This window comes from Streptomyces sp. NPDC096339 (assembly GCF_044762985.1).
Classification (GTDB): Bacteria; Actinomycetota; Actinomycetes; order Streptomycetales; family Streptomycetaceae; genus Streptomyces.
In genome coordinates, this window is the sequence record NZ_JBIWFI010000028.1 from 85723 (window position 1) to 105795 (window position 20073).

Below are 20073 nucleotides of genomic sequence, written 5' to 3' on the forward strand. Positions count from 1 at the left end.
ACCCGTTACCGCGCGTTACCGAAGAAGGCCTCGAGCCCACCTCGCGCCACCCCGGCCCGGCTCGGCACCGGCCCGCCCCGGGCTACACCGACTCGCGCGACGGCCCCCGCCCGCCCGAGTCGGGCTCCGAGTCGTCCGGGTACTCCTCCAGCCACGGCGGGATCCGCGTCGACAGCCCGTACGCCCCGCGCAGCGCCTGCTCGGTCTCGGGCAGCATCGCCCCCACCGCCCGGTCCCACTGCTTGTCGAAGTCCGGCGCCGTCTTCGCCTGCGCCGCGCGCTGCCACGCGGCGCGGGCCGCCTCGATCTCCTTCAGCTGCGCCCGGGCGGCCTTGTCCATCCCCGGCAACCCCGCGTGGCCCTCGACGACCTTGGCCTCCTCGCCCAGCGCCGAGGACACCTCCCGCGCCCACGCCTGGTGCTCCGCGAGGGCCTCGGCGACCTCTTCGTCCGGAGGCGTGCTCATGGCGAAGTCGACGGTGTTCGCCGCCCGCAGGAAGGCCGCCTGCTCGGGCTTCAGGGTTCCGGCGTCCTGGCGCAGGCTGCCCTTGTGGTCCCCGTCCGTCGTCCCGATCACGCACAGCAGCCGCCGGTCCCCCTGGCTCCAGGACTCGCGCGAGGGCGCGTAGTAGAACATCTCCGCGTAGGCGGGCAGGGCCCAGGTGTCCATCGCGTACGCGTCCTGCGCCTTCCAGCACTCGTCCTCGAAGGCCCGGTCCGCCTCGGTCGATTCGATGGGCGCCTTCGGGTCCGCCGTCTTCGACTCGGTGACCTCGCCGTGGTGCACCAGCCCGCAGTCGGTCTTGTACATCAGCGGGTGGTCGTCCATCAGGTCCCCGCGCGGGACGTTGAAGCAGTCGCCCACCCGCAGGTCGTCGATGTCGGCGAGCTCGCCCTCCACGTCGGCGAGCTCGTTCACCGACGCCAGCCGGTCGCGGACCGCCGTCGCGACCCGGTCCGCGGAGAGGACCACGACACCCGTCATGAGCACCGACACCACCAGGCCGACGATCGCCAGGGCCTTGCCCTTCTCCCCCTTCTTCGCGATCTGCACGAGGGCCACGATCCCGAAGACGACGCCGAGCGGCGGCAGGCACAACAGGCCGACGAGGAGCGAGGCGAGCGCGAATCCGTTGAGCCGCGGCGGCTGCTGCCCGTACCCGGGCGGCAGGCCCCACCCCGGCTGCGGGGAGGGCGGGGCCCAGGGGTGGCCCGGTCCGGGGGTCGGTATCGGCGGGGTGCTCACAGGGGCGGACTCCATCACGGGACGCGAACGGACGCGCGAATAGTACGCAGCGGGGGCGACCGGTCCTTCGGTCGCCCCCGCCCTGTTCACGACCGGCTCACGCGGTCGGGCCCGGTTCCTCAGAACTGCAGCGCCCAGGAGTCGATCTTCCCGGTGTCGATGTTCGCGTTGTCGTTCACCCGCAGCTTCCAGACGCCGTTGGCGACCTCCGCCGAGGCGTTCACGGTGAAGGTCTTGATGATGTTGTCCGCGCTGCCGCCGGCCCGGTTGTGGAGGTTGTAGACGGTGCCGTCGGGGGCGACCAGGTCGACCTTCAGGTCACCGATGTACGTGTGCTTGATGTCGACCGGGACGCTCAGGGTCGCCGGGGCGTTGCCGGAGACCCCGCTGACGGTGATCGGCGACTCGACGGTCGCGTTGTCGTTGATCGCGTAGTCGGCGGTGTTCTCGAACTTCGGGCCGGGCGGGACGGTGCCGCCGGCGCCGACGTAGAGCAGCCGGTTCGGGGAGCCCGTCCCGGGGCCGGTCACCACGTTGGGTGTGGCCGCGTTCACCAGGCCGTCGCGGACCTGGGCCGGGGTGCTCGCCGGGTTCTGCGAGAGGTACAGCGCGGCCGCGCCGACGACGTGCGGCGTGGCCATCGAGGTGCCGGAGATGGTGTTGGTGGCGGTGTCCCCGGTGCCCCACGAGGAGGTGATGGAGGAGCCCGGCGCGAAGATGTCCAGGATGCTGCCGTAGTTGGAGTAGCTCGCCTTCGCGTCGGTGTTGGTGGTGGCGCCGACCGTGATGGCCTCGGCGACGCGCGCCGGGGACTTGGTGGAGGCGTCGGTGGACTCGTTGCCCGCCGCGACGCCGTAGGTGATGCCGGAGGCGATGGAGTTGCGCACGGCGGTGTCGAGCGCGGAGTCGGCGCCGCCGCCGAGGGACATGTTCGCCACGGCCGGCTTGACGGCGTTCCGCGTCACCCAGTCGATGCCGGCGACGACCTGGGCGGTGGTGCCGGAGCCGTTGTTGTCGAGGACCCGGACGCCGACGATCTTGGCCTTCTTGGCCACCCCGTACGTGTTGCCCGCGACGGTGCCGGCGACGTGCGTGCCGTGGCCGTGGCCGTCCTGGGCGGTGTTGTCGTTGTCGATGGCGTCGTAGCCGTAGGAGGCGCGGCCGCCGAGGTCCTGGTGGGTGATGCGGACACCGGTGTCGATGATGTACGCGGTGACGCCCTCGCCCGCCTTGTCCGGGTAGGTATAGCTCTGGTTCAGCGGGAGCGCGCGCTGGTCGATGCGGTCCAGGCCCCAGGACGGCGGGCTGGGCTGGGTGCCCTGGGCCCCGTCGATGGTGAAGATACGATTCTGCACGACCGACTTGACGGCCGGGTCCGCGGCGAGCTTCCTGGCCTGGGTCTCGGACACCTCGACGGAGTAGCCGTTGAGGGCCGCGCTGTAGGTCCGGTCGATCCTCGCGCCGTACCGCTTGGCGACGGCCTTGCCGCTGTCTGCCGTGGAGCGGGCGGCGGAGTCCTTCAGGGTCACGATGTAGCTGCCGGACACGGATCCGGGGGCGCCCGCGTTCTCGATGACGCCGAGCGCGCCGCTGTCCGCGGCCGAGGCGGGTAACGCGGCCGCGGCGCCGAGGGCGAGGGCCGCGACGGCGGTCACGCTGAGGCCGGCGAGCTTCCGGCGGGTGTGACGCACGGACATTGAGGGTCCTCCTCGTCGGTGGTGCGTTGCGGGGGGTGGGGCACGCAGCCGTCGGAACACGCCGCAAGAATTGCCGTTCTAGCCATGCTCATGACAAAGCATTCGGCCCAACGGGCTGTCGCCTCCGAAAGGTTGACCCACCTCCGCAGCACCCACAAGAGGACTGCGGAGACGTAACATCCGTGCCATACGACTGCCATGAACGAGCAAAGGCGCTCCGCACATGACGCACGCACTGCCCGGTTACGTCTGCCCCGAGGACGGCACGCGCGCCGACGCCCGGACGGCGCCCTGGTGCTGCCCGGCCTGCGACGGGCCGTGGGACCTCGACTTCGCACCGGATCCGGCCGGCCCGCTGGAACCGGCCGCCGGACCGAACTCGCTGTGGCGGTACGGGGCCGTGCTGCCGCTGCCGGGGGCGTTCTCCGTATCGCTGGCGGAGGGGCACACTCCACTGGTGCCGCTGGCGGAACGGGTTCACGCCAAACTCGACTTCCTGATGCCGACCCTGTCGTTCAAGGACCGGGGCGCCGTGATGCTCGCGGAACTGGCCCGGCGGCTGGCCCCGGAGCGTGTCGTGGCGGACAGCAGCGGCAACGCGGGGACCTCGGTGGCGGCGTACTGCGCGCGGGCCGGACTGGATTGTGAAGTTTTCGTGCCCGAGGGCACCTCGGAGAAGAAGACGGAGCAGATGCGGGCGCACGGGGCGGCCGTGCGGGTGGTCCCGGGCGGCCGGGAGGCCGCGGCTGAGGCGGCGCGGGCCGCCGCGGACGGGCCGGGGGTGTTCTACGCGAGCCACGTCTTCAACCCGTACTTCCTGCACGGCACGAAGACGTACGTGTACGAGATCTGGGAGGAGCTCGGCGGCCGCCTCCCGGACGCGCTGGTCGTCCCCGTCGGCAACGGCACCCTCCTGCTCGGGGCGGCGCTGGCGGTGGAGGAGCTGGCCGCGCGGGGGGTCCGGCCGCCGGCGCTGATCGCCGTCCAGTCGGCGGCGGTGGCCCCGCTGGCCTCCGCCTTCGCGGCGGGGGCCGAGGACGCCGCGCCGGTCCCTCCCCTGCCCACCCTGGCGGAGGGGATCGCGATCCCCTCGCCGCCGCGGGCCCGGCAGATCCTGGCGGCGGTCCGCAAGTCCGGGGGCACCTTCCTGACGGTCTCGGACGACGGGCTCCGCGAGGCCCAGCGGGACCTGGCCCGCCGCGGGCTGTTCGTGGAGCCGACGGCGGCCGCGTGCTGGGCGGCCGTCGGCCCGGGCGCCCCGGACGACCCCCTCCACGGCCGCACGGCGATCGTCCCCCTGTGCGGAGCCGGCGCGAAGACCGGCCTGCCCGCCTGAACCCGCCGCCGCGCGGCTCCCTGGGCTCCGCCCAGACCCGCTCCTCAAACGCCGGAGGGGCTGGGTTTGCCTCCGGCGGCGCCTCAAACGCCGGCGCGGCTGAAATTGCCCTCCGGGCAATCCAGCCAGCCCCTGGCGGACGGCAGCAGCCGAATCCAGCCCCGCCGGCGATTGAGGCGCGGGGGCCGGGGGGCGGAGCCCCGGCAGCGGAACCCCGGCGGGAAACGGCGCCGGGCCCAGCGGCGGCTCGCCCGGCGGGACGTACGTGTCGGAAATCCGCGAGCCTTCCGGCGGGTCGCGTGATGGGCTAGGGGTATGACCACCACGCACCCCGAACTCACCGCCAAGGCAACCGCGTTCGCGGCCCTGCACACCCCCGCCTCCCCCCTCGCCCTCGCCAACGCCTGGGACGTCGCCTCCGCCCGTGTCGTCGAGGCGGCCGGTGCGCCCGCCGTCGCCACGACCAGCGCCGGCGTCGCCTGGTCGCTCGGCTCCCCCGACGGTGACGCCCTGGCCCGCGACCGGGCCCTCGACCTCGTCGCCCGCGTGGCGGCCGCCGTCTCCGTGCCCGTCACCGCCGACATCGAGGGCGGCTTCGGCGCCGACCCCGCCGGCGTCGCCGAGACCGTCGCCGGGGTCCTGGCCGCCGGCGCGGTCGGCGTCAACATCGAGGACGGCCGCCGCGACCCCGCCGACCAGGCGGAGCGCCTCGCCGCGGCGCGCTCCGCCGCCGAGACCGCCGGGGTCCCGCTCTACGTCAACGCCCGCATCGACACGTACCTCTTCGGCCTCGGCGATCCGGCGACCCGTCTCGACGAGACCCTGACCCGCGCCGCCGCCTACCTCCGCGCGGGAGCCACCGGCGTCTTCGTTCCCGGCGTCACCGACCCCGCCACCGTCGCCGAGCTCGCGAAGGGCATCGACGCCCCGCTGAACGTCCTCGCCGGCCCCGACGCCCCGGGTGTCGCGGAGTTCGGCGCCCTCGGCGTCTCCCGCGTGAGCCTCGGCTCCTGGGTGGCGGAGGCCGCGTACGCCGTGGTCCGGCGCGCCACCGAGGAGCTGCTCTCCGGCGGCACCTACGGGACGCTCGCCCACGCGCTGCCGTACGGCGAGCTGAACGCCCTGCTGAAGGGCTGAGGCAGTGGCACGCGTACGGGAAAACCCCGAAGCGTGCATCCGCCAACGACCGTAGGATCCGGTCATGACCACATCAGCTCTGGTGAAGGAGAGCCGGCCGGCCGCCGCTCCGGCCGCGGCCGTCTGGACCGCCCTGGCCCTCGTCTACGTGGTGTGGGGTTCGACCTACCTCGGCATCCGGATCGTCGTGGAGACGATGCCGCCCTTCCTCTCCGCCGGAGCCCGCTTCATCACCGCCGGCCTGCTGCTGGCGGCCGGCGTGGCCTGGCGGTACGGCCCGGGCGCGCTCAAGGCCACCCGCGCCCAGGTCGCCTCGGCGGTCCTGGTCGGCCTGCTGCTGATCCTCGGCGGGAACGGCCTGGTCGTGCTCGCCGAGACCTCCGTGCCCTCCGGGCTGGCCGCCCTGCTGGTCGCGGCCGTGCCGATGTGGGTGGTGGTGCTGCGGGCGGGCACCGGGGACCGGCCCCCGCTGCGCACGCTGGGCGGGGTCCTGGTGGGGCTGGTGGGGCTCGCGGTGCTGACCAGCCCGGGGATAGGCGGGGCCGTGCGGCTGTCCGGGGTGCTGATGGTGCTGGCGGGTTCGGTGCTGTGGTCGCTGGGCTCGTTCTCGGCGTCGAAGCTGCCCCTGCCGGGGAACCCCTTCACGGGCAGCGCGTACCAGATGCTCGCGGGCGGGATCGCCGGCGTGGTCGTCGGCCTGCTGCGCGGCGAGCACCACGGCCTGGATCCGGCGGCGTACTCCACCGCCTCCTGGCTGGCCCTCGGCTACCTGGTCGTCTTCGGCTCGCTCGTCGGCTTCACGGCGTACGTGTGGCTGCTCCAGGCCGCGCCGCTGTCGCTCGTGTCCACGTACGCCTACGTCAATCCGGTGGTCGCCGTCGCCCTCGGCTCGCTGATCCTCGACGAGGCCCTGACCTGGCCGATCGTGCTGGGCGGCGCGGTCGTCGTGGCGGCGGTGGGCGTGATCGTCAGTACGGAGCGCAAGAAGTAGCGGGGGAAGGCGGGCGCCGGCTCAGCCCCGCGCCGCCCGCTCGTACAGGGCCTTGGCGCGCTCGTCGAACAGTGCGGCCGTGGAGTCCACGTCCGTGTCCCCGCCGCTCAGTACGCCGATCAGCCGGCCGGGGTGGCCCGGACCGCCGCGGTCGGCGATCCAGGGGCTGCCGCTGGTACCCGTCCAGAAGCCCGCACAGCTCATGTAGAGCATGTCGGGGTCGTTGTCGTCGTGCCGGGTCTGCGTCGTGCAGGAAACCGGCTTGTTCTTCGGGTTGTGCTCGGACTCCGGATAGCCGACGACGGTCACGTCCCGGTCGTAGCCGGAGGTCCATTCGGGTTTCGGGGCCTCCGCCACCCCGCCGACGGCCTGCTGCACGCTGCGCCCGTCCTCGTCCGGCGCGAGGGTGAGGAAGGCGAAGTCGGCGGTCTCCTCGCCCCACTTCGTCCAGCGGTCGTCGACGTGGATCGAGCGGACCTTCCACACCCCCAGGGGCTGGGTTCCGGCGCCCTCGCCGGAGAAGGCGGGGGCGAAGGAGAGCTCGCCGATGGCCAGACCGTCGTGGGCGACCTCGCCCGGATGCCCGGCCTCCCCGGCCGGGGCCACGCAGTGCGCGGCGGTCGCGACGACGTTGCCCTTCGGGCTGTCGACGACGCTCGCCGTGCACCAGTGCTCGCCTCCCGCCATGAGCACGCCGACGGTGGGGAAGGGGAGCACGGGCCGGTCGCCGGGCGCCTTGAGGAACGCGACGGCGCACACCGCCGCGATCCCCGCCACGGCGGCGGCCGAGGCCCCCTTCACCACGCTGTTCATCGCACGGCGGGGTCGGGGGTCGGCGCGGACATCACCTTGCTGATCCACTCCAGCGCGCCCTCCCTCATGCCGCGAACGTACGACTTCCCGTTGTGCTCACCATCCTGGATCACCTGGAGCGTGGTGTGCACGGGACCCTTGCCGTAGTCCTGCATGAACTTCTCGGCCTTCTCGCGGCCGGTCTCCGCGGTGCCGATCTGGAAGTTGATGTAGACGTCCGGGCCGCCCGCGTTGATCAGCTTCTCGGCGAGCTTCTCCGGGTTGTCCTGGTCCATGGCCTGCGTGTTCCCGTTCCACAGCGGGGAATCGGGGACGATGTCGACCCCGCTCGCGATGGCCGCCTTGAAGCGGTCGGGGTACTTCAGGACGTGCTTGAACGCGCCGAACCCGCCGGCCGAGGACCCCATGAAGGCCCAGCCGTCGCGGGAGGTGAAGGTCCGGAAATTGGCCTTCGTGAAATCCGGGATGTCTTCGACCATCCAGGTGCCCATCTTGGGCTGGCCGGGGATGTCGGAGGCGTCGAAGTGGTGCTTGGTGTCGGCGTTGTGCACCGGCATGATCAGGATGAAGGGCAGGCTGGTGCCGGCCTTCGCGCCGTCGCTGACGGCCTTCTGCAGGCCGAGGCCCGGTCCCGTGCCCCAGTAGTTCGTGGGGTAGCCGCGGCCCCCGGGCAGGGAGATCAGCACCGGGAAGGCGCTCTTGGCGTACCTCGGCTCGTCGTACTCCTTCGGCACCCACACCCACACGTCACCGGTGAACCCGGACTTCGCCCCGGTGAGGGTGGTCTTCCCGATCTGGGTGCCGTCCGGCAGCCGGCTGGTACGGGTGAACTGGGCCTTCGGCCCGGTCGGCATCCGCACCCCCGGCGGCGCCCCGGTCACCGCGGCGGCGGTGGAGGTCTTCTGCACCTTCCCGAAGGACACCGGTTCCCCTATGTCCGAGAAGAGGCCGTACTTGTACGCCGCCGCTCCGCCGCCGACGGCCATGACGAACGCGAGCCCGCCTCCGATCAGAAGCAGGCGCAGGCGCTTGGGGCGACGGCCGCCCTTGGTCGTGGGGCCGCCGTCGCCTTGCTGGTCATACTGCACGGAATTTGTCCCGTTCCCTCTCCGGCGCTCACCTCGGAGCGCGGGTCGGACCGTTCGGTCCCCCTTACACCCCTGTCAGAGGTATGAACGACGGGGCGGGTTGCCTGGGACGGGCGTGACGTGTCGAGCGCCACCCGATGGTGGGCGGGTGTTCGACCGGCCGGTCGGAGGCCCGGCCTGAGCCGGTCAGCCGGCCTCGGGCTTGGGGCCCTTCAGCACCTTGCTGATCCACTCCAGGGAGCCTTCCTTCATGCCCCGCACGTAGTGCCAGCCGTTGTGCTCGCCGTTCTGGATGTCGCGGATGGTCGTCTTGACCGGGCCCTTGCCGTAGGTCTGCACGAACTTCGTCATCCGCTCCTTCCCGCTCTCCTTCGTGCCGATCTGGAAGTTGATGTAGACCTCGGGCCCGCCCGTGTCGATCAGCTTCTTGGCGAGTGTCTCGGGGTTGTTCGCGTCCATCTCCGCCTGGTGGCCCTTCCACAGCGGGGAGTCCGGGACGATCTCGCCACCGCTGGCGATCACGGCCTTGAACTTGTCCGGGTGCTGGAGGAGCGTCTTCATGCCGACGAAGGCGCCGGAGGAGGAACCCATGAAGGCCCAGCCGTCGCGGGACTTGTACGTGCGGAAGTTGGCGCGGGTGAAGTCCGGGACGTCCTCGGCGATCCAGGTGCCCATCTTGGGCCGGCCGGGGATGTCGGCGCCGTCGTAGTAGTACTTGTTGTCGGGGTTGAGCACCGGCATGATCACGATGAAGGGGAGGCTGGTGCCCGCCTGGACGCCCTCGGTGATGGCCTTCTGGAGGCCGAGGCTGCGGTCGGCCCAGTAGTTGTTCGGGAAGCCGTTGCCGCCGGGGAGCGCGATGAGCACCGGGAAGGCGCTCTTGGCGTACTTCGGGTCGTCGTACTCCTTGGGCGCCCACACCCACACGTCACCCTCGAAGCCGGACTTCGCGCCCGCGAGGCGGGTCTTGGCGATGATCGTGCCGTCGTCGAGCTTGGTGGTCTGCTTGAAGTCGGACTTCGGGCCGCTCGGCATCTGTACGTCGGGGTCGCCGGTGGGAGTGGGCGAGGCCGAGGCCGCCGGGGCTTCCGGGGCCTTCTTCTCCGGGCCGGCCGGGGGTGGGGACGGCTTGCCGAAGGTCACCGCGTCGCCGTTGCCGGAGAACCAGTCGAGCTTCCAGGCGGCGAAGCCACCGCCGCCGAGGAGCAGCGCGAGGGCGACGACCGCGCTGATCCATATTCGGCGCCGGGACCTCCCGGGCTGCGGCTGCCGGTACTGCGGCTCCTCGACCTCGTAGGGCCGGGGCGGGGCCGGGGGCTGCGACTGCTGGTGCACGTACTTCGCTCCGAACGGTTGTGGCTGCCCCCATGGGCAGAAGGACTGCGGAAGGGCTGGCTTCTCTTCCTGATGCGCGAATCCCCCGCGGAGTTCCAAATCCCGGCAAAAACACGGCGGGAATCTTGGGTGAACGCCGGGGTCGGCCGGGCGGTCGGCCGCCGGTCCGCCGTCAGCGCTGTTCGTCGAGGACCTCGGCGCACCGGCCCAGCAGCGCGATGAGCTGCGCCCGTTCCTCCGCGGTGAAGGCCTCGGCCAGCGCCCGCTCCACGCGCACCGCGCCGGAATCGGCCTGTTCCATCACCGCGCGTCCCTCCTGGGTGAGGCGGGTCTCCAGCACGTTGCGGTGGAGCTCGTGCGGGGTCCGCTCGATGAGCCCGCGCTCCTGGAGGTTCTTCAGGACGGTGTTCATGGTCGGCGGCGTCACCCCGCACAGCCGGGCGAGCGCGGCGGCGGAGACACCGGGCTTCTCGGCCAGCCAAAGCAGTGCGGCGTACTGCGGAACCGTTACTGCGGCGGGCTTCACCGCGACGTTCTTCGCCGCGAGGAGCGCCTGCTCGGCGCGCTTGATGTGCGCGCCGATGCGCTCGTCGGGGGCCATGGAGGTCATTCCCGCATCCTACGACCCTTGCATGCATTAGAGCTCTAACATAGATTCGCCTGCACCTGTCAAGTAGAGGACACCTGGGGATACGTGATGAAACTGCTGCCCGCCGCCGCGCTGACCACCGCTCTGGCCCTGGCCTGCCTGGGGGCGGCACCGGCGTCCGCGCTCTCCTCGCCGGACGGCGCCCGGATATCCACCGCCTTCTCCATACCCGGCGCGAAGGTCTACCCCGAGGGCATCGCCACCGACGCCCGTACGCACACCGTCTACGTGGGCTCGTACGCGGACGGCACCGTCTACCGGGCCCGCCCCGGCCGCACCGAGGCGGAGGTGTTCCTGCCCTCCGGGACCGACGGCCGCCGCACGGCGAACGGCCTGCGGGTCGACGCCCGGGGCCGGCTCTGGGTGACCGACTCCACGGCCGGGGTCTCGGTCTACGACACCGCGACCGGCTCGCGCCTGGCCCACTTCGAGGTGGCGGGCAGCGGCCCCCGCTTCGTCAACGACCTGACGATCACCCCGGACGGCGCCGCGTACCTCACCGACAGCGTCCGCGGGGTGATCTACCGCGTGACCCCGGAGCAGCTGGCCGCCGGCAGCGGCCCCCTCACCGAGGCGTACGACCTGTCCCCGGCCCTGCGGCCCCGCCCGGCGGGCGGCTTCAGCCTCAACGGGATCGTCTCGGACCGCGCCGGGCGCTATCTGCTGGCCGTGGACATGCCGGAGGGGGACCTGTACCGCGTGGACCTCGCCACCGGGGCCGTGCGCCGCGTCGACCTCGGCGGCCGGGACATGAAGGCCGCCGACGGCCTCGACCTCTCCCCCGACGGCACCCTGCGGGTGGCGCACAACACCACCAACACCCTGACCCGCTGGCGGCTCGGCGCGGACGGCACCAGGGCCCGCCTGACCCGTACGGTCACGGACCCGGCCCTGCAGATCCCGACGACCCTGTCGCACTCCCCGGGCCGCACCCTGGTGGTCCGCTCCCAGTTCGACAAGGGGGGCCCGATGACCCCGAGCACGGGCACCCCGACCACCTTCACGGTGGCCTCGGTGCGCGGGCTCTGACGGGGCGGCGGGAAGGGCGGCCTCCGGCCGGCGGCCGGGAGGGCCGCCCCCGGGCGCAGCGGTCAGTACTCCTTGAGGGTGATGGCCGTCGCGGCCTTGTGGATCGGTTCGATGGCCTTGGCCATGAGCTTCTCCTTGCCCGGGAGGCGCCCGAGCAGCGACAGCATGGCCATGGAGATGCGCACCTGTCCGGCGCTGCGCAGCACCATCCGCTTGATGTTGGCGGGCCCGAGCTTCTGGTTCTGCTCGACGAAGGGGCGCATCTCCCGTTCGTACGAGGCCAGTCCTGCGGCGTGGTCCTGGGCGGCGGCCAGCTCCCCGGCCAGGACGTACGCGCCGACCAGGGCGAGGCTGGTGCCCTGGCCGGAGGCGGGCGAGGCGCAGTAGGCGGCGTCGCCGAGGAGCGCCACGCGGCCGGTCGACCAGTGGTCCATGCGGACCTGGCTGAGCGAGTCGAAGTAGAAGTCCGGTGCGGCGTCCATGCTTTCGAGCAGTCGCGGCACCTCCCAGCCCTCGCCGGCGTAGGCGTCGGCGAGGAGCCGCTCCTGCGCGGTCCGGTCGCGGCGGTCGTACTCCAGCGGGGTGGAGGCGAAGAGGAACATGGCCTTGGCGCCGTGGTCCTTGGCGGTGCTGTAGGTCAGGGCGGTGCGGCCGGGGCCGACGTAGGTCAGTTCCCAGCGGTCGAGTTCGAGGTGGTTGGGAACGCTGAAGATCGAGACGTAGTAGCCCAGGTCGTGGATGAACCGCTTCTCGTCGCCGAAGGCCAGCGCGCGGGTGGCGGAGTGCAGCCCGTCCGCGCCGACGACGAGGTCGTAGGAGTCGACGCGTCCGCTCGCGAACGTGACGCCCACCCGGTCGCCCGTGTCGTCGATGGCGTCGATGGCGTCGTCGAAGAGGTACTCGACCTCGCCCTTGGAGGCCTCGTACAGCATCCGGTTGAGGTCGCCGCGCAGGATCTCGGCGTCCTCGCCCTGCCGCCCGCCGAAGGTGTCCCCGTCCATGCTTGCCACGCGCTTGCCGGCGGCGTTGACGACCGAGCCGCCGCGCACGTCGGTGCGGTGCGCGCGGATGTCCTCGCGCAGCCCCATCCGGGTCACCACGTCCAGGGCCGCCCCGCGGATGTCGACCTTGTAGCCGCCGGCCCGGATCTCGGGCGCCCGCTCCACGACGGTCGGCCGGAAACCGTGCCTGCGCAGCCAGTAGGCCAGCGCGGTACCCGCGATACCGGCTCCGGATATCAGGACCGTTGCGTCTCTCATGCTGGTGGCACTCCCCTTGCAGACGAGCTCTGGACACGTGATCACAGATCCTGCCAACTCCCTGGCACGAATCAACAGACATACGGTCAAGTAACGTCCGGCGTCGTGCAGTTGTTGGTCAGCGGCCGCCGCGGAGCGCACCCAACCGGGCCTGCTCGTCCTCGACGATCCGCCGGGCCAGCGCGGTGTCCGACACGTCGACGGCGTCCGGTGTGGACTCGGCGACCGCGCTGCGTCGTGCGTACGCGTCGAAGAGGCGCGCTTTGTTCGCCAGGATCCGCACCATCCGCTCGTCCACCCCGCCCGTGGCGAGCAGACGGTGCACCTGGACCGGGCGGACCTGTCCCATGCGGTGGGCCCGTGCCACCGCCTGCTGCTCGACGGTGGGTTTGACCTGCGGCTCGCAGAGGATCACGACGGAGGCCGCCTGCATGTTGAGGCCCACGCCTCCCGCCTCGATCTGCGCCAGCAGCACCGCGTGACCGGACACGGCCGCGAACTCGTCGACGAGCCGCTGCCGGCCCGCGGGCGGCACGCTCCCGGAGAGCGGCCCGAGGACCACCGTGTGCGCGAGTGCGTCCCGTACCACTGCGAGGACGTCCCGGAAGGTGGAGAAGACGATGACCTTCAGCCCGCCCTCGGCGGCCTCCGCGACGATCTCCCGCAGCCGGTTCAGCTTCGCCGACTCCTCCGGGTGTGCGTACGCGGCCCTGCGCATGGCCATGAAATTGCCGTCCAGCACGGCTTTGCGGTAGGCGTCCTCGTCGCGCGCGCTCAGCTCCTCCCATTCGTCCGTGTGCTGGAGCGCGGGAAGTTCGGCGAGCACGTCCAACTGGTTGCGGCGCAGGTAGACCGGTGCGACCGCCTTCCGGAAGGCCTTGGAACCGGCCACTTTGGCGCGGTCCTCGCCGATGGCGTCCGCGAGTCCGGGCCGCAGCATCCCCACCAGGCTGCGGAACTCCGAGACCCGGTTCTCCATGGGCGTGCCGGTCAGGAAGACCACCCGTTCGCAGCGCTCGGCCCACTCGCGAACGGCCAGGGAGCGGCGGGCCTTCGGGTTCTTCACGTAGTGGGCCTCGTCGACGACGAGCATCGCCGGCTCCCCGTCCCCGGGCAGCGCGAAGCCCCGCAGGGCGTCGAAGGTGGTGACGCCGACCCCGCCCCGCTCCTTCCAGTCGGCGAACGCCTCCTGCCGGTCGGGCCCGTGCAGGGCCGTCACCCGGAGTCTGCTGCGGCCCTCGATCTCCCTCGTCCAGTTGATCAGCACGCCGGGCGGGCACACCACCATGAAGTGGCTCCGTCCCTCGGCCGCGAGGTGCGCCAGCGCCGCGATCGCCTGGATGGTCTTCCCGAGCCCCATCTCGTCACCGACGATCACCCGGCGTTGGGCGAGCATGAACCGGGCCCCGAAGGCCTGATACCCGCGGAGCGAGACCCTCCGGAGCGTGTCGTCGAGCGCCTGCCCCCTGACCCGCTCGGCCACTTCGTCGGGCAGGAACCCCTCGGCCGCGGCCGGATCGGGCCGCCGGTCCGAGAACTCCGCGATCAGGCTGTAGTACTCGGCCGAGCGGAGCTCGAAGTCGACCATGGCCGCGAGCTCGCTCGACGGGCCGCGCAGCAGATCCACCGAGGCCTGCGCGAGCAGCTCCGGCACGCCCTCGGACTCGGCCTGCTCGGCCACCACGCGGATCTCCGCGGCGGCCCCCAGCGCGCGTTCCCGCCCCGGCCTGCCCGCCACGAGCAGCCGCAGCCGGGACGAGACGGGCCTGGCCGCCTCGATCAGCGGCCCGAGCCGGCCCGACAGCGCCCGGGCCGCGTCGAGCGCTCGCCCCGCCTCGGGGCCCGCCTCCACCAGCACGTGCAGGGCGACCACCAGCGCGGTCGTCCGGGGATCCGGCCGGTCCACGTCGATGTGCACGGCGATGGTCTCCCGTACGGCATCGGCGATCTGACGGGCGGCCGCGACGGTCTGGGCGGCGGTCTGCTGCCCGACCCCGGGGATCTGCCGCAGCCGGTACGGCCCGGCGTCGAGGACCTGCCCGACGGTACGGAAGCCGCCCCGCTCGACCTCCCCGAGCCGCAGTCTCCCCTCGGTGACCTCCTTCAGCCGGGCCACCGGGATGGCTTCGAGCTCGCGTTCCGCCAGGCCGTCGCGGATCGGCGCCAGGGCCGCGCGCACCGCCTCGACCGCACGCGCGTGGTCCTCGGCGACGGCCTGCGCCGCCTCGTACAGCCGCCTCCCCCGGACAACCGCCTCCCGGCCACTCCGCCCCATCGCGCCCCGGCCCCTCTCATCAGACCCCCCGCATCCTCCCACCTGCGCGGGAGCCCCTGCGCGGGTCGGGTTCGGGCGGGAGCCTCACTTGAGGTACGCGATGACCGCGAGGACCCTTCGGTTGTCCGCGTCCGAGGGCGGCAGGTCGAGCTTGGTGAAGATGTTGGAGGTGTGCTTGATCACCGAGCGTTCGGTGATCACCAGGTGCTGGGCGATCGCGGCGTTCGAGCGGCCCTCGGCCATCAGACCGAGGACCTCGCGCTCGCGCGGGGTGAGGCGGGCGAGCGGGCCGTCACGGTGGAGCTCCTTGGCGAAGAGCTTGGCGACGACGTCGGGGTCCATCGCGGTGCCGCCGGACGCGACGCGGCGCACCGCGTCCACGAACCCGTCGGGGTCGAAGACCCGGTCCTTGAGCAGATAGCCGATGCCCCCGCTGCCGTCGGCGAGGAGTTCGCGGGCGTAGAGCTGCTCCACGTACTGGGAGAGGACCAGGACCGGCAGGCCGGGGATCTGGCGCCGGGCCTCCAGGGCGGCCCGCAGGCCCTCGTCGGTGAACGTCGGCGGAAGCCGGACGTCGACGACGGCGACGTCCGGCTTGTGGTCGAGGAGGGCCTTGAGCAGTCCGGGCCCGGTGTCCACGGCGGCGACCACTTCGAAGTCGTACGACTCCAACAGGCGGACCAGGCCGTCCCGCAGCAGGAACAGGTCTTCGGCTAGGACAACGCGCACGGCAGCTCCATGGTGAGGGTGGTCGGTCCGCCCGGCTTGCTGTTGATCGCGAGGAGCCCGTCGAAGGCGGCGAGCCGGCGTTCGATGCCGCGCAACCCGGTGCCGCGCGAGGGGTCCGCTCCACCCTGGCCGTCGTCGATGACCTGGCCGCGCAGCGCGCCGCCCTCGTACCAGAGGTCGATGCTCACGGTGTCCGGCGCGGCGTGCTTGGCGGCGTTGGTGAGGGCTTCGGCGACCGCGAAGTACATCGCGGACTCGACGGGCGCCTCGGGGCGGCCGGGCAGGTCGGCGTTGACGGTGACGTCGAGCGGGCTGTCCATGGCCAGGGCGCGCACCGCGTCCGCGAGGCCGCGATCGGCGAGCACCGGCGGGTGGATGCCGCGGACGAGGTCGCGCAGTTCGGTCAGGGCGGCGGCGGAGGCCTTGCGGGTGTCGGCCAGGATGGCGCGGACGGCCTCCGGGTCCTTGCTGAGCAGCTGCTCCGCGACACCGAGGTTCATCCCGAGGGCCACCAGGCGGGCCTGCGCCCCGTCGTGCAGGTCACGCTCGATGCGGCGCAGTTCGGCCGCGGAGCTGCTGACCGCGTCGCTGCGGCTGTCGGTGAGGCGGCGGACGCGCTGGGCGGTGCGGGTGGGGGCGAGCAGCGTGCGGGCGAGGGAGGCGTGGGCGCGCAGCAGGGCGGGTCCGGTGGCGAGACCGGCGGCCAGGACCACGATGCCGAGGGCCACGGCGTACCAGGCGGACGTCAGGTCGCTGATCCGGATCCACATGTAGTAGTTCTCACCGGCGTCGGCGATGGGCCGGTAGATCGCCGGCATCAGGATGCCGCCGAGTCCGCCGACGACGAGGGCGAGCGGCAGCAGCGCGACGAACACCCCGGCCACCGGGTTGACCAGCATCCACGCCAGGTCCCGCCAGGTCGCCGGGTCGGTCAGCACCCAGTGCGTGCGCTGCCACTGCCCCTTGAGCCCCGACTCGGCGGCGGGCGCGGGGAGGTAGGGCTCCTCTATCGCACGGCCCGACCACCGCTCCGCGGTCCGGCGGGAGCCGTTCACCACGGCCCGTACGGCGACGGCGAGCGCCGGGACGAGCAGCACGCCCAGACCGATGCCGATCAGCGAGACCGCCGTCACGAAGAGGCAGAAGAGGACGAGTTCCGCGATGGCGAAGCCGAGAACGGGCAGTCCTTTGCCGACGGCACGGAAACCGGTGCGGATGTTCAGGTTGTTCACGGTCGTCCCATTTCCCCTCTGTTACGGCTCGCTGCCGTGGTGATGCCCCGAGTCTTGTCGATGCCGGGTCCGCGCGCAGGGGACGTGTGTCCCGTCTGCGGTGGTGTACCTAGGTCCCCCCTGGGACGCCACCGAGGTCGCTGTTTCGTCCTCGTCGTGACGACTTGACTGTATACATGACGATGCGACTGCGACTGCGACTGCGGCACCTGCTCCTTCCGCTCTGCGTGCCGCTGCTCCTGGCGGGTGGCGCCGGCACCGCCTCCGCGACGCCGGCTTCCCGGGTGGAGGCCCCCGCCACGTCCGAGCCGTCCGAGGCGTCCGGGCTCTCCGGGGCCGTCGACTCCCTCGTGCGCCGGCAGCTCGCCGACTACCGGATCCCCGGCGCCTCCGTGGTGGTCGTCGAGAACGGCCGTCAGGTCCTCACCAAGGGGTACGGCGTCGCGGACTCCACCGCGGGGACCCCGGTGGACCCGACTCGCACCGGGTTCTTCCTGGCCTCCGACGCCAAGCTGTTCACGGCGATCGCGGTCCTGCAGCAGGTCGAGCAGGGCCGGCTCGACCTGCGGTCCGACGTCAACCGCTACCTCACGTCGTTCAAGGTGAAGGACACGTATCCGGGGCACCCCGTGACCGTACGCGATCTCCTCACGCACACGGCGGGCTTCGACAACAGCATCATCGGGCGTGCCGCCACCCGGCCCGAGGAGGTGCGCCCGCTGGGCGAGAGCCTCGCCGAGCACCAGCCGCGCCGGGTGCGCCCGCCGGGCGAGGTCGCGAGCTACGACAACTACGGCGTGGCGCTCGCCGGTTATCTGGTCGAGACGGTGACGGGCACCCCGTTCGCCGCGTACGTGGACCGCTCGGTCCTGCGACCGCTCGGCATGGACCGTACGAGCTTCGCGCAGCCGCACACCCCCGAGATCGCGGCGGACCTCGCACGCGGCCACCGCCCCGAATCCGGGCACCAGCGCGTCCAGGACGGCCAGTACGGCGACTGGTCGCCGACGGGCGCGGGCGCCGTCACCACCGCGGCCGACATGGGTCGGCTGCTGAGCGCCCTGCTCGACGGCGGCGGTCCGGTGCTGAGCGAGCGCTCCGCCGCAGCCCTGATGAAGCGCCAGTTCGGAAACGACGACCGGCTGCCCGGCCTCGGGTACATCCTCGAGGAGCGCGTCCGCGACGGACAGCGGATGCTGGTCAAGGACGGCGACCTGCCCGGCTTCCACGGCAACCTGGCCCTGCTGCCCGAGCGCGACACCGGCGTGTACGTCGTCTACAACGGCGACGGCGAGAACGGGATCGCCGCCTACGCGGGGCAGGAGGTGGTGGACCGCGTCGCCGACCACTTCGGTACGCCCGCCGGCGCACACGGCTCCACCTCGCAGGCCGACGTCGGGCAGTACGAGGGCGAGTACCGCTCCACGCGCACCAGTTCCTCGGAGCTGACCCGGGTCAGCGCCCTGATCGGCTCGGTACGGGTCCGCGCGGGTGAGGGCGCGACGCTGACCACGACGGGGCTGTCGCGCAACCCGGAGGTGACCGAGCGTCATTGGGTGCAGCTGAGCCCGGGGCTCTTCCAGGAGCAGGGCGGCCAGGACCGGATCGCCTTCCGTGACGGGCGCCTGACCGCCGCCTCCGACGCCTCCGTCTCGTACGAGCGGCTCCCCTGGTACCTCTCCCCCACGCTGCACCAGCAGGTGCTGCTCGGCTCGCTGGCGTTCCTCGCCCTGACCGTGCTCGCGCTGCCGGTGCTCGCGCTGGTGCGCCGCCGCTCGCCGGGCACGCCGGCCGGGGCGCGCGTCGCCAAGCTGCTGCTGTGGACCTCCGGTGCGCTGATCACCACGGCGACGACGTGCTTCCTGCTGCTGTCCGCCGACCCCAACGCCCTGAACCGCACGATCATCGTGGGCGACTCGCCGCTCCTGACCGCGGTACCGGCCCTGACCACCATCGCGCTCGCGACCACCTGCGCCATGGTCGTGTGCGCCTTCCTCTCCTGGCGGCGGCGCTGGTGGCGGGTGACCGGCCGGCTGCACTACACGTGCAGCACGCTGGCCTCGATGCTCTTCCTCGGGGTGTGCGCCTCCTATCGGCTGGTGGGCTAGGACGCGGCGACCCCGCGGGGAGGTGGTCACGATCGCTCCTTCGTCGGACATGGGAGGGCCCGGGCAGGAGATCCTGCCCGGGCCTCGTGGTCGGGGGACGGGGCTACCAGCGGGTGGTCTCGCCGAAGAAGTCCGCGATCTCCACGGCCTCGCCCGACGCCTGCGCCGCACGCAGGACGTGCAGGCCGACCGCCAGGTCGAGGACGCCCAGGCCGAACGGCGAGAAGATGACCGGCTTGTCGTCGCCGGTGGTCACCTCGCCCTTGATGAACTGGGCGAGCGTGCCGGTGACGAAGTGCCGGTCGCCGTACTTCTGCTCGGCGAGATGCGGCGAGGTGTTGGCCTTCAGGCAGTGGTCGACGTCGTCGAGGATGTTGTACGCGCCCTCGATCAGCTCCGGGCCGATGTCCCGCAGCGAGATGTTGAGGACGACCTGACCGGGCGCGAAGGCACCCGGGTCGAGGATGTACGGCTCGGCGGCGGTCGTGGCGAGGACCACCACGTCGGCGCCGGCGAGGGCGGCGGTGAGGTCGGACTCGGTGCCGGCCGGGTAGCCGAGGGCGTTCGTCGCGTGGGCGGCGAGCGCGGAGCCGTACTCCTCGCTCTTGTCGTGCACCGTGACCGAACCGACCTGCCAGTCGCGGGACGCGAAGAACTCCAGGATGTTGCGCGCGATGATGCCCGCGCCGACGACCGTCAGCTTTCCGGCCGTGCGCCCGCCGGTCAGCTGCTCCGCCGCGAGCACCGCCGAGGCGGCCGTGCGGGCGGCGCTGATCTGCGAGGCCTCCAGGCAGGCGAAGGGGTAGCCGGTCTCGTAGTCGTTGAGCAGCAGGGCCGCCGAGGCGCGCGGTATGCCGCGCTCGATGTTGGCCGGGAAGCTGCTGATCCACTTGATCCCGGAGACGTCGGCGCCGGCGCCCAGGTGCGCGGGGAGCGCGATGATTCGGGCGTCGGGCTTCTCGGGGAAGCGCAGGAAGTAGCTGTCGGGGTTCACCGAGTCGCCCGCGTGGTGGGCGAGGTAGGTGTCGCGGACGACGTCGACGAGGTCCTGCCGGGAGGCCGAGATGATCTCCCGCGCGGTCTTGCCGCCGACGACGCTGAACTCGTACATGGAGAAGGATCCTTGAGATCGTGAGCGGATACGGAGGG

The 20073-nt window shown here is 72.3% G+C and carries 16 protein-coding genes; 5 read left to right on the plus strand and 11 right to left on the minus strand.

Features of this window, described 5'->3' with window-relative positions; all coding sequences use genetic code 11:
* Positions 1–82 precede the first annotated feature (82 nt).
* Together ACIQ5Y_RS28730 and ACIQ5Y_RS28735 are read right to left on the minus strand one after the other, a co-directional pair.
* Positions 83–1246 (minus strand): DUF4190 domain-containing protein, encoded by a 1164-nt coding sequence (locus ACIQ5Y_RS28730; RefSeq protein ID WP_403886563.1) that lies wholly within the window; start codon positions 1244–1246, stop codon positions 83–85.
* A 119-nt stretch (positions 1247–1365) separates the two neighbouring features.
* Entirely contained in the window at positions 1366–2943 is a 1578-nt protein-coding gene (locus tag ACIQ5Y_RS28735) for a S8 family peptidase (RefSeq protein WP_403886566.1), read from the minus strand.
* A 223-nt stretch (positions 2944–3166) separates the two neighbouring features.
* Here ACIQ5Y_RS28735 and ACIQ5Y_RS28740 point away from each other — a divergent pair, with 223 nt between their 5' ends.
* The 3 genes from ACIQ5Y_RS28740 (at position 3167) to ACIQ5Y_RS28750 (ending at position 6407) form a co-directional block, all read left to right on the plus strand.
* Positions 3167–4279 carry a threonine synthase gene (locus ACIQ5Y_RS28740; RefSeq protein ID WP_403886568.1) on the plus strand — a complete coding sequence of 371 codons (1113 nt, stop codon included), beginning with the start codon at positions 3167–3169 and terminating at the stop codon, positions 4277–4279.
* Positions 4280–4594: 315 nt separating this feature from the next.
* Positions 4595–5416, plus strand: coding sequence for an isocitrate lyase/phosphoenolpyruvate mutase family protein (locus ACIQ5Y_RS28745; RefSeq protein WP_403886570.1), 822 nt, complete (start codon positions 4595–4597; stop codon positions 5414–5416).
* 64 nt (positions 5417–5480) lie between these two features.
* Positions 5481–6407: an EamA family transporter gene (locus tag ACIQ5Y_RS28750; protein WP_403886574.1), complete on the plus strand. Its 927-nt coding sequence runs from the start codon at positions 5481–5483 to the stop codon at positions 6405–6407.
* Between the two features lie 21 nt (positions 6408–6428).
* Here ACIQ5Y_RS28750 and ACIQ5Y_RS28755 read toward each other — a convergent pair whose 3' ends face one another.
* The 4 genes from ACIQ5Y_RS28755 to ACIQ5Y_RS28770 form a co-directional block, all read right to left on the minus strand.
* A complete protein-coding gene (locus ACIQ5Y_RS28755; RefSeq protein WP_403886577.1) occupies positions 6429–7220 on the minus strand; it encodes a trypsin-like serine peptidase in 792 nt (263 codons plus the stop codon).
* Positions 7217–8308 carry an alpha/beta hydrolase gene (locus tag ACIQ5Y_RS28760; RefSeq protein WP_403886580.1) on the minus strand — a complete coding sequence of 364 codons (1092 nt, stop codon included), beginning with the start codon at positions 8306–8308 and terminating at the stop codon, positions 7217–7219. Before ACIQ5Y_RS28760 ends, ACIQ5Y_RS28755 begins: the two co-directional genes overlap by 4 nt.
* 186 nt (positions 8309–8494) lie before the next feature.
* Positions 8495–9643 (minus strand): alpha/beta hydrolase, encoded by a 1149-nt coding sequence (locus ACIQ5Y_RS28765; RefSeq protein ID WP_403886582.1) that lies wholly within the window; start codon positions 9641–9643, stop codon positions 8495–8497.
* Between the two features lie 172 nt (positions 9644–9815).
* On the minus strand, positions 9816–10253 hold the full coding sequence (locus tag ACIQ5Y_RS28770) for a MarR family winged helix-turn-helix transcriptional regulator (RefSeq protein ID WP_403886585.1): 438 nt from the start codon (positions 10251–10253) through the stop codon (positions 9816–9818).
* A gap of 87 nt (positions 10254–10340) precedes the next feature.
* Between ACIQ5Y_RS28770 and ACIQ5Y_RS28775 the strand changes: the two genes are divergently transcribed.
* Positions 10341–11321, plus strand: a complete 981-nt coding sequence (locus ACIQ5Y_RS28775; RefSeq protein WP_403886588.1) for an SMP-30/gluconolactonase/LRE family protein — start codon at positions 10341–10343, stop codon at positions 11319–11321.
* 62 nt (positions 11322–11383) lie between these two features.
* Here ACIQ5Y_RS28775 and ACIQ5Y_RS28780 read toward each other — a convergent pair whose 3' ends face one another.
* From ACIQ5Y_RS28780 to ACIQ5Y_RS28795, 4 genes are all read right to left on the minus strand, one after another.
* Positions 11384–12580, minus strand: coding sequence for an FAD-dependent monooxygenase (locus tag ACIQ5Y_RS28780; RefSeq protein ID WP_403886591.1), 1197 nt, complete (start codon positions 12578–12580; stop codon positions 11384–11386).
* 118 nt (positions 12581–12698) lie between these two features.
* A complete protein-coding gene (locus ACIQ5Y_RS28785; protein ID WP_403886594.1) occupies positions 12699–14855 on the minus strand; it encodes a DEAD/DEAH box helicase in 2157 nt (718 codons plus the stop codon).
* 84 nt (positions 14856–14939) lie between these two features.
* Positions 14940–15584 carry a LuxR C-terminal-related transcriptional regulator gene (locus tag ACIQ5Y_RS28790; RefSeq protein ID WP_403886597.1) on the minus strand — a complete coding sequence of 215 codons (645 nt, stop codon included), beginning with the start codon at positions 15582–15584 and terminating at the stop codon, positions 14940–14942.
* Positions 15569–16816: a sensor histidine kinase gene (locus tag ACIQ5Y_RS28795; protein ID WP_403886600.1), complete on the minus strand. Its 1248-nt coding sequence runs from the start codon at positions 16814–16816 to the stop codon at positions 15569–15571. Before ACIQ5Y_RS28795 ends, ACIQ5Y_RS28790 begins: the two co-directional genes overlap by 16 nt.
* 176 nt (positions 16817–16992) lie before the next feature.
* Between ACIQ5Y_RS28795 and ACIQ5Y_RS28800 the strand changes: the two genes are divergently transcribed.
* Positions 16993–18924, plus strand: coding sequence for a serine hydrolase domain-containing protein (locus ACIQ5Y_RS28800; RefSeq protein WP_403886602.1), 1932 nt, complete (start codon positions 16993–16995; stop codon positions 18922–18924).
* 103 nt (positions 18925–19027) lie between these two features.
* On the opposite strand, the gene sbnB is transcribed toward ACIQ5Y_RS28800, so the two are convergent.
* On the minus strand, positions 19028–20035 hold the full coding sequence (sbnB, locus tag ACIQ5Y_RS28805; protein ID WP_403886605.1) for a 2,3-diaminopropionate biosynthesis protein SbnB: 1008 nt from the start codon (positions 20033–20035) through the stop codon (positions 19028–19030).
* Positions 20036–20073: the final 38 nt, after the last annotated feature.

What these genes read in the sequence shown, in the direction of transcription:
- ACIQ5Y_RS28735 (WP_403886566.1), bottom strand. Translation starts at nt 2,943, where the DNA reads ATGTCCGTGCGTCACACCCGCCGGAAGCTCGCCGGCCTCAGCGTGACC.
- ACIQ5Y_RS28770 (WP_403886585.1), bottom strand. Translation starts at nt 10,253, where the DNA reads ATGACCTCCATGGCCCCCGACGAGCGCATCGGCGCGCACATCAAGCGC.
- ACIQ5Y_RS28780 (WP_403886591.1), bottom strand. Translation starts at nt 12,580, where the DNA reads ATGAGAGACGCAACGGTCCTGATATCCGGAGCCGGTATCGCGGGTACC.
- ACIQ5Y_RS28750 (WP_403886574.1), top strand. Translation starts at nt 5,481, where the DNA reads ATGACCACATCAGCTCTGGTGAAGGAGAGCCGGCCGGCCGCCGCTCCG.
- ACIQ5Y_RS28775 (WP_403886588.1), top strand. Translation starts at nt 10,341, where the DNA reads ATGAAACTGCTGCCCGCCGCCGCGCTGACCACCGCTCTGGCCCTGGCC.
- ACIQ5Y_RS28745 (WP_403886570.1), top strand. Translation starts at nt 4,595, where the DNA reads ATGACCACCACGCACCCCGAACTCACCGCCAAGGCAACCGCGTTCGCG.
- ACIQ5Y_RS28785 (WP_403886594.1), bottom strand. Translation starts at nt 14,855, where the DNA reads ATGGGGCGGAGTGGCCGGGAGGCGGTTGTCCGGGGGAGGCGGCTGTAC.
- sbnB (WP_403886605.1), bottom strand. Translation starts at nt 20,035, where the DNA reads ATGTACGAGTTCAGCGTCGTCGGCGGCAAGACCGCGCGGGAGATCATC.
- ACIQ5Y_RS28800 (WP_403886602.1), top strand. Translation starts at nt 16,993, where the DNA reads ATGACGATGCGACTGCGACTGCGACTGCGGCACCTGCTCCTTCCGCTC.
- ACIQ5Y_RS28740 (WP_403886568.1), top strand. Translation starts at nt 3,167, where the DNA reads ATGACGCACGCACTGCCCGGTTACGTCTGCCCCGAGGACGGCACGCGC.
- ACIQ5Y_RS28755 (WP_403886577.1), bottom strand. Translation starts at nt 7,220, where the DNA reads ATGAACAGCGTGGTGAAGGGGGCCTCGGCCGCCGCCGTGGCGGGGATC.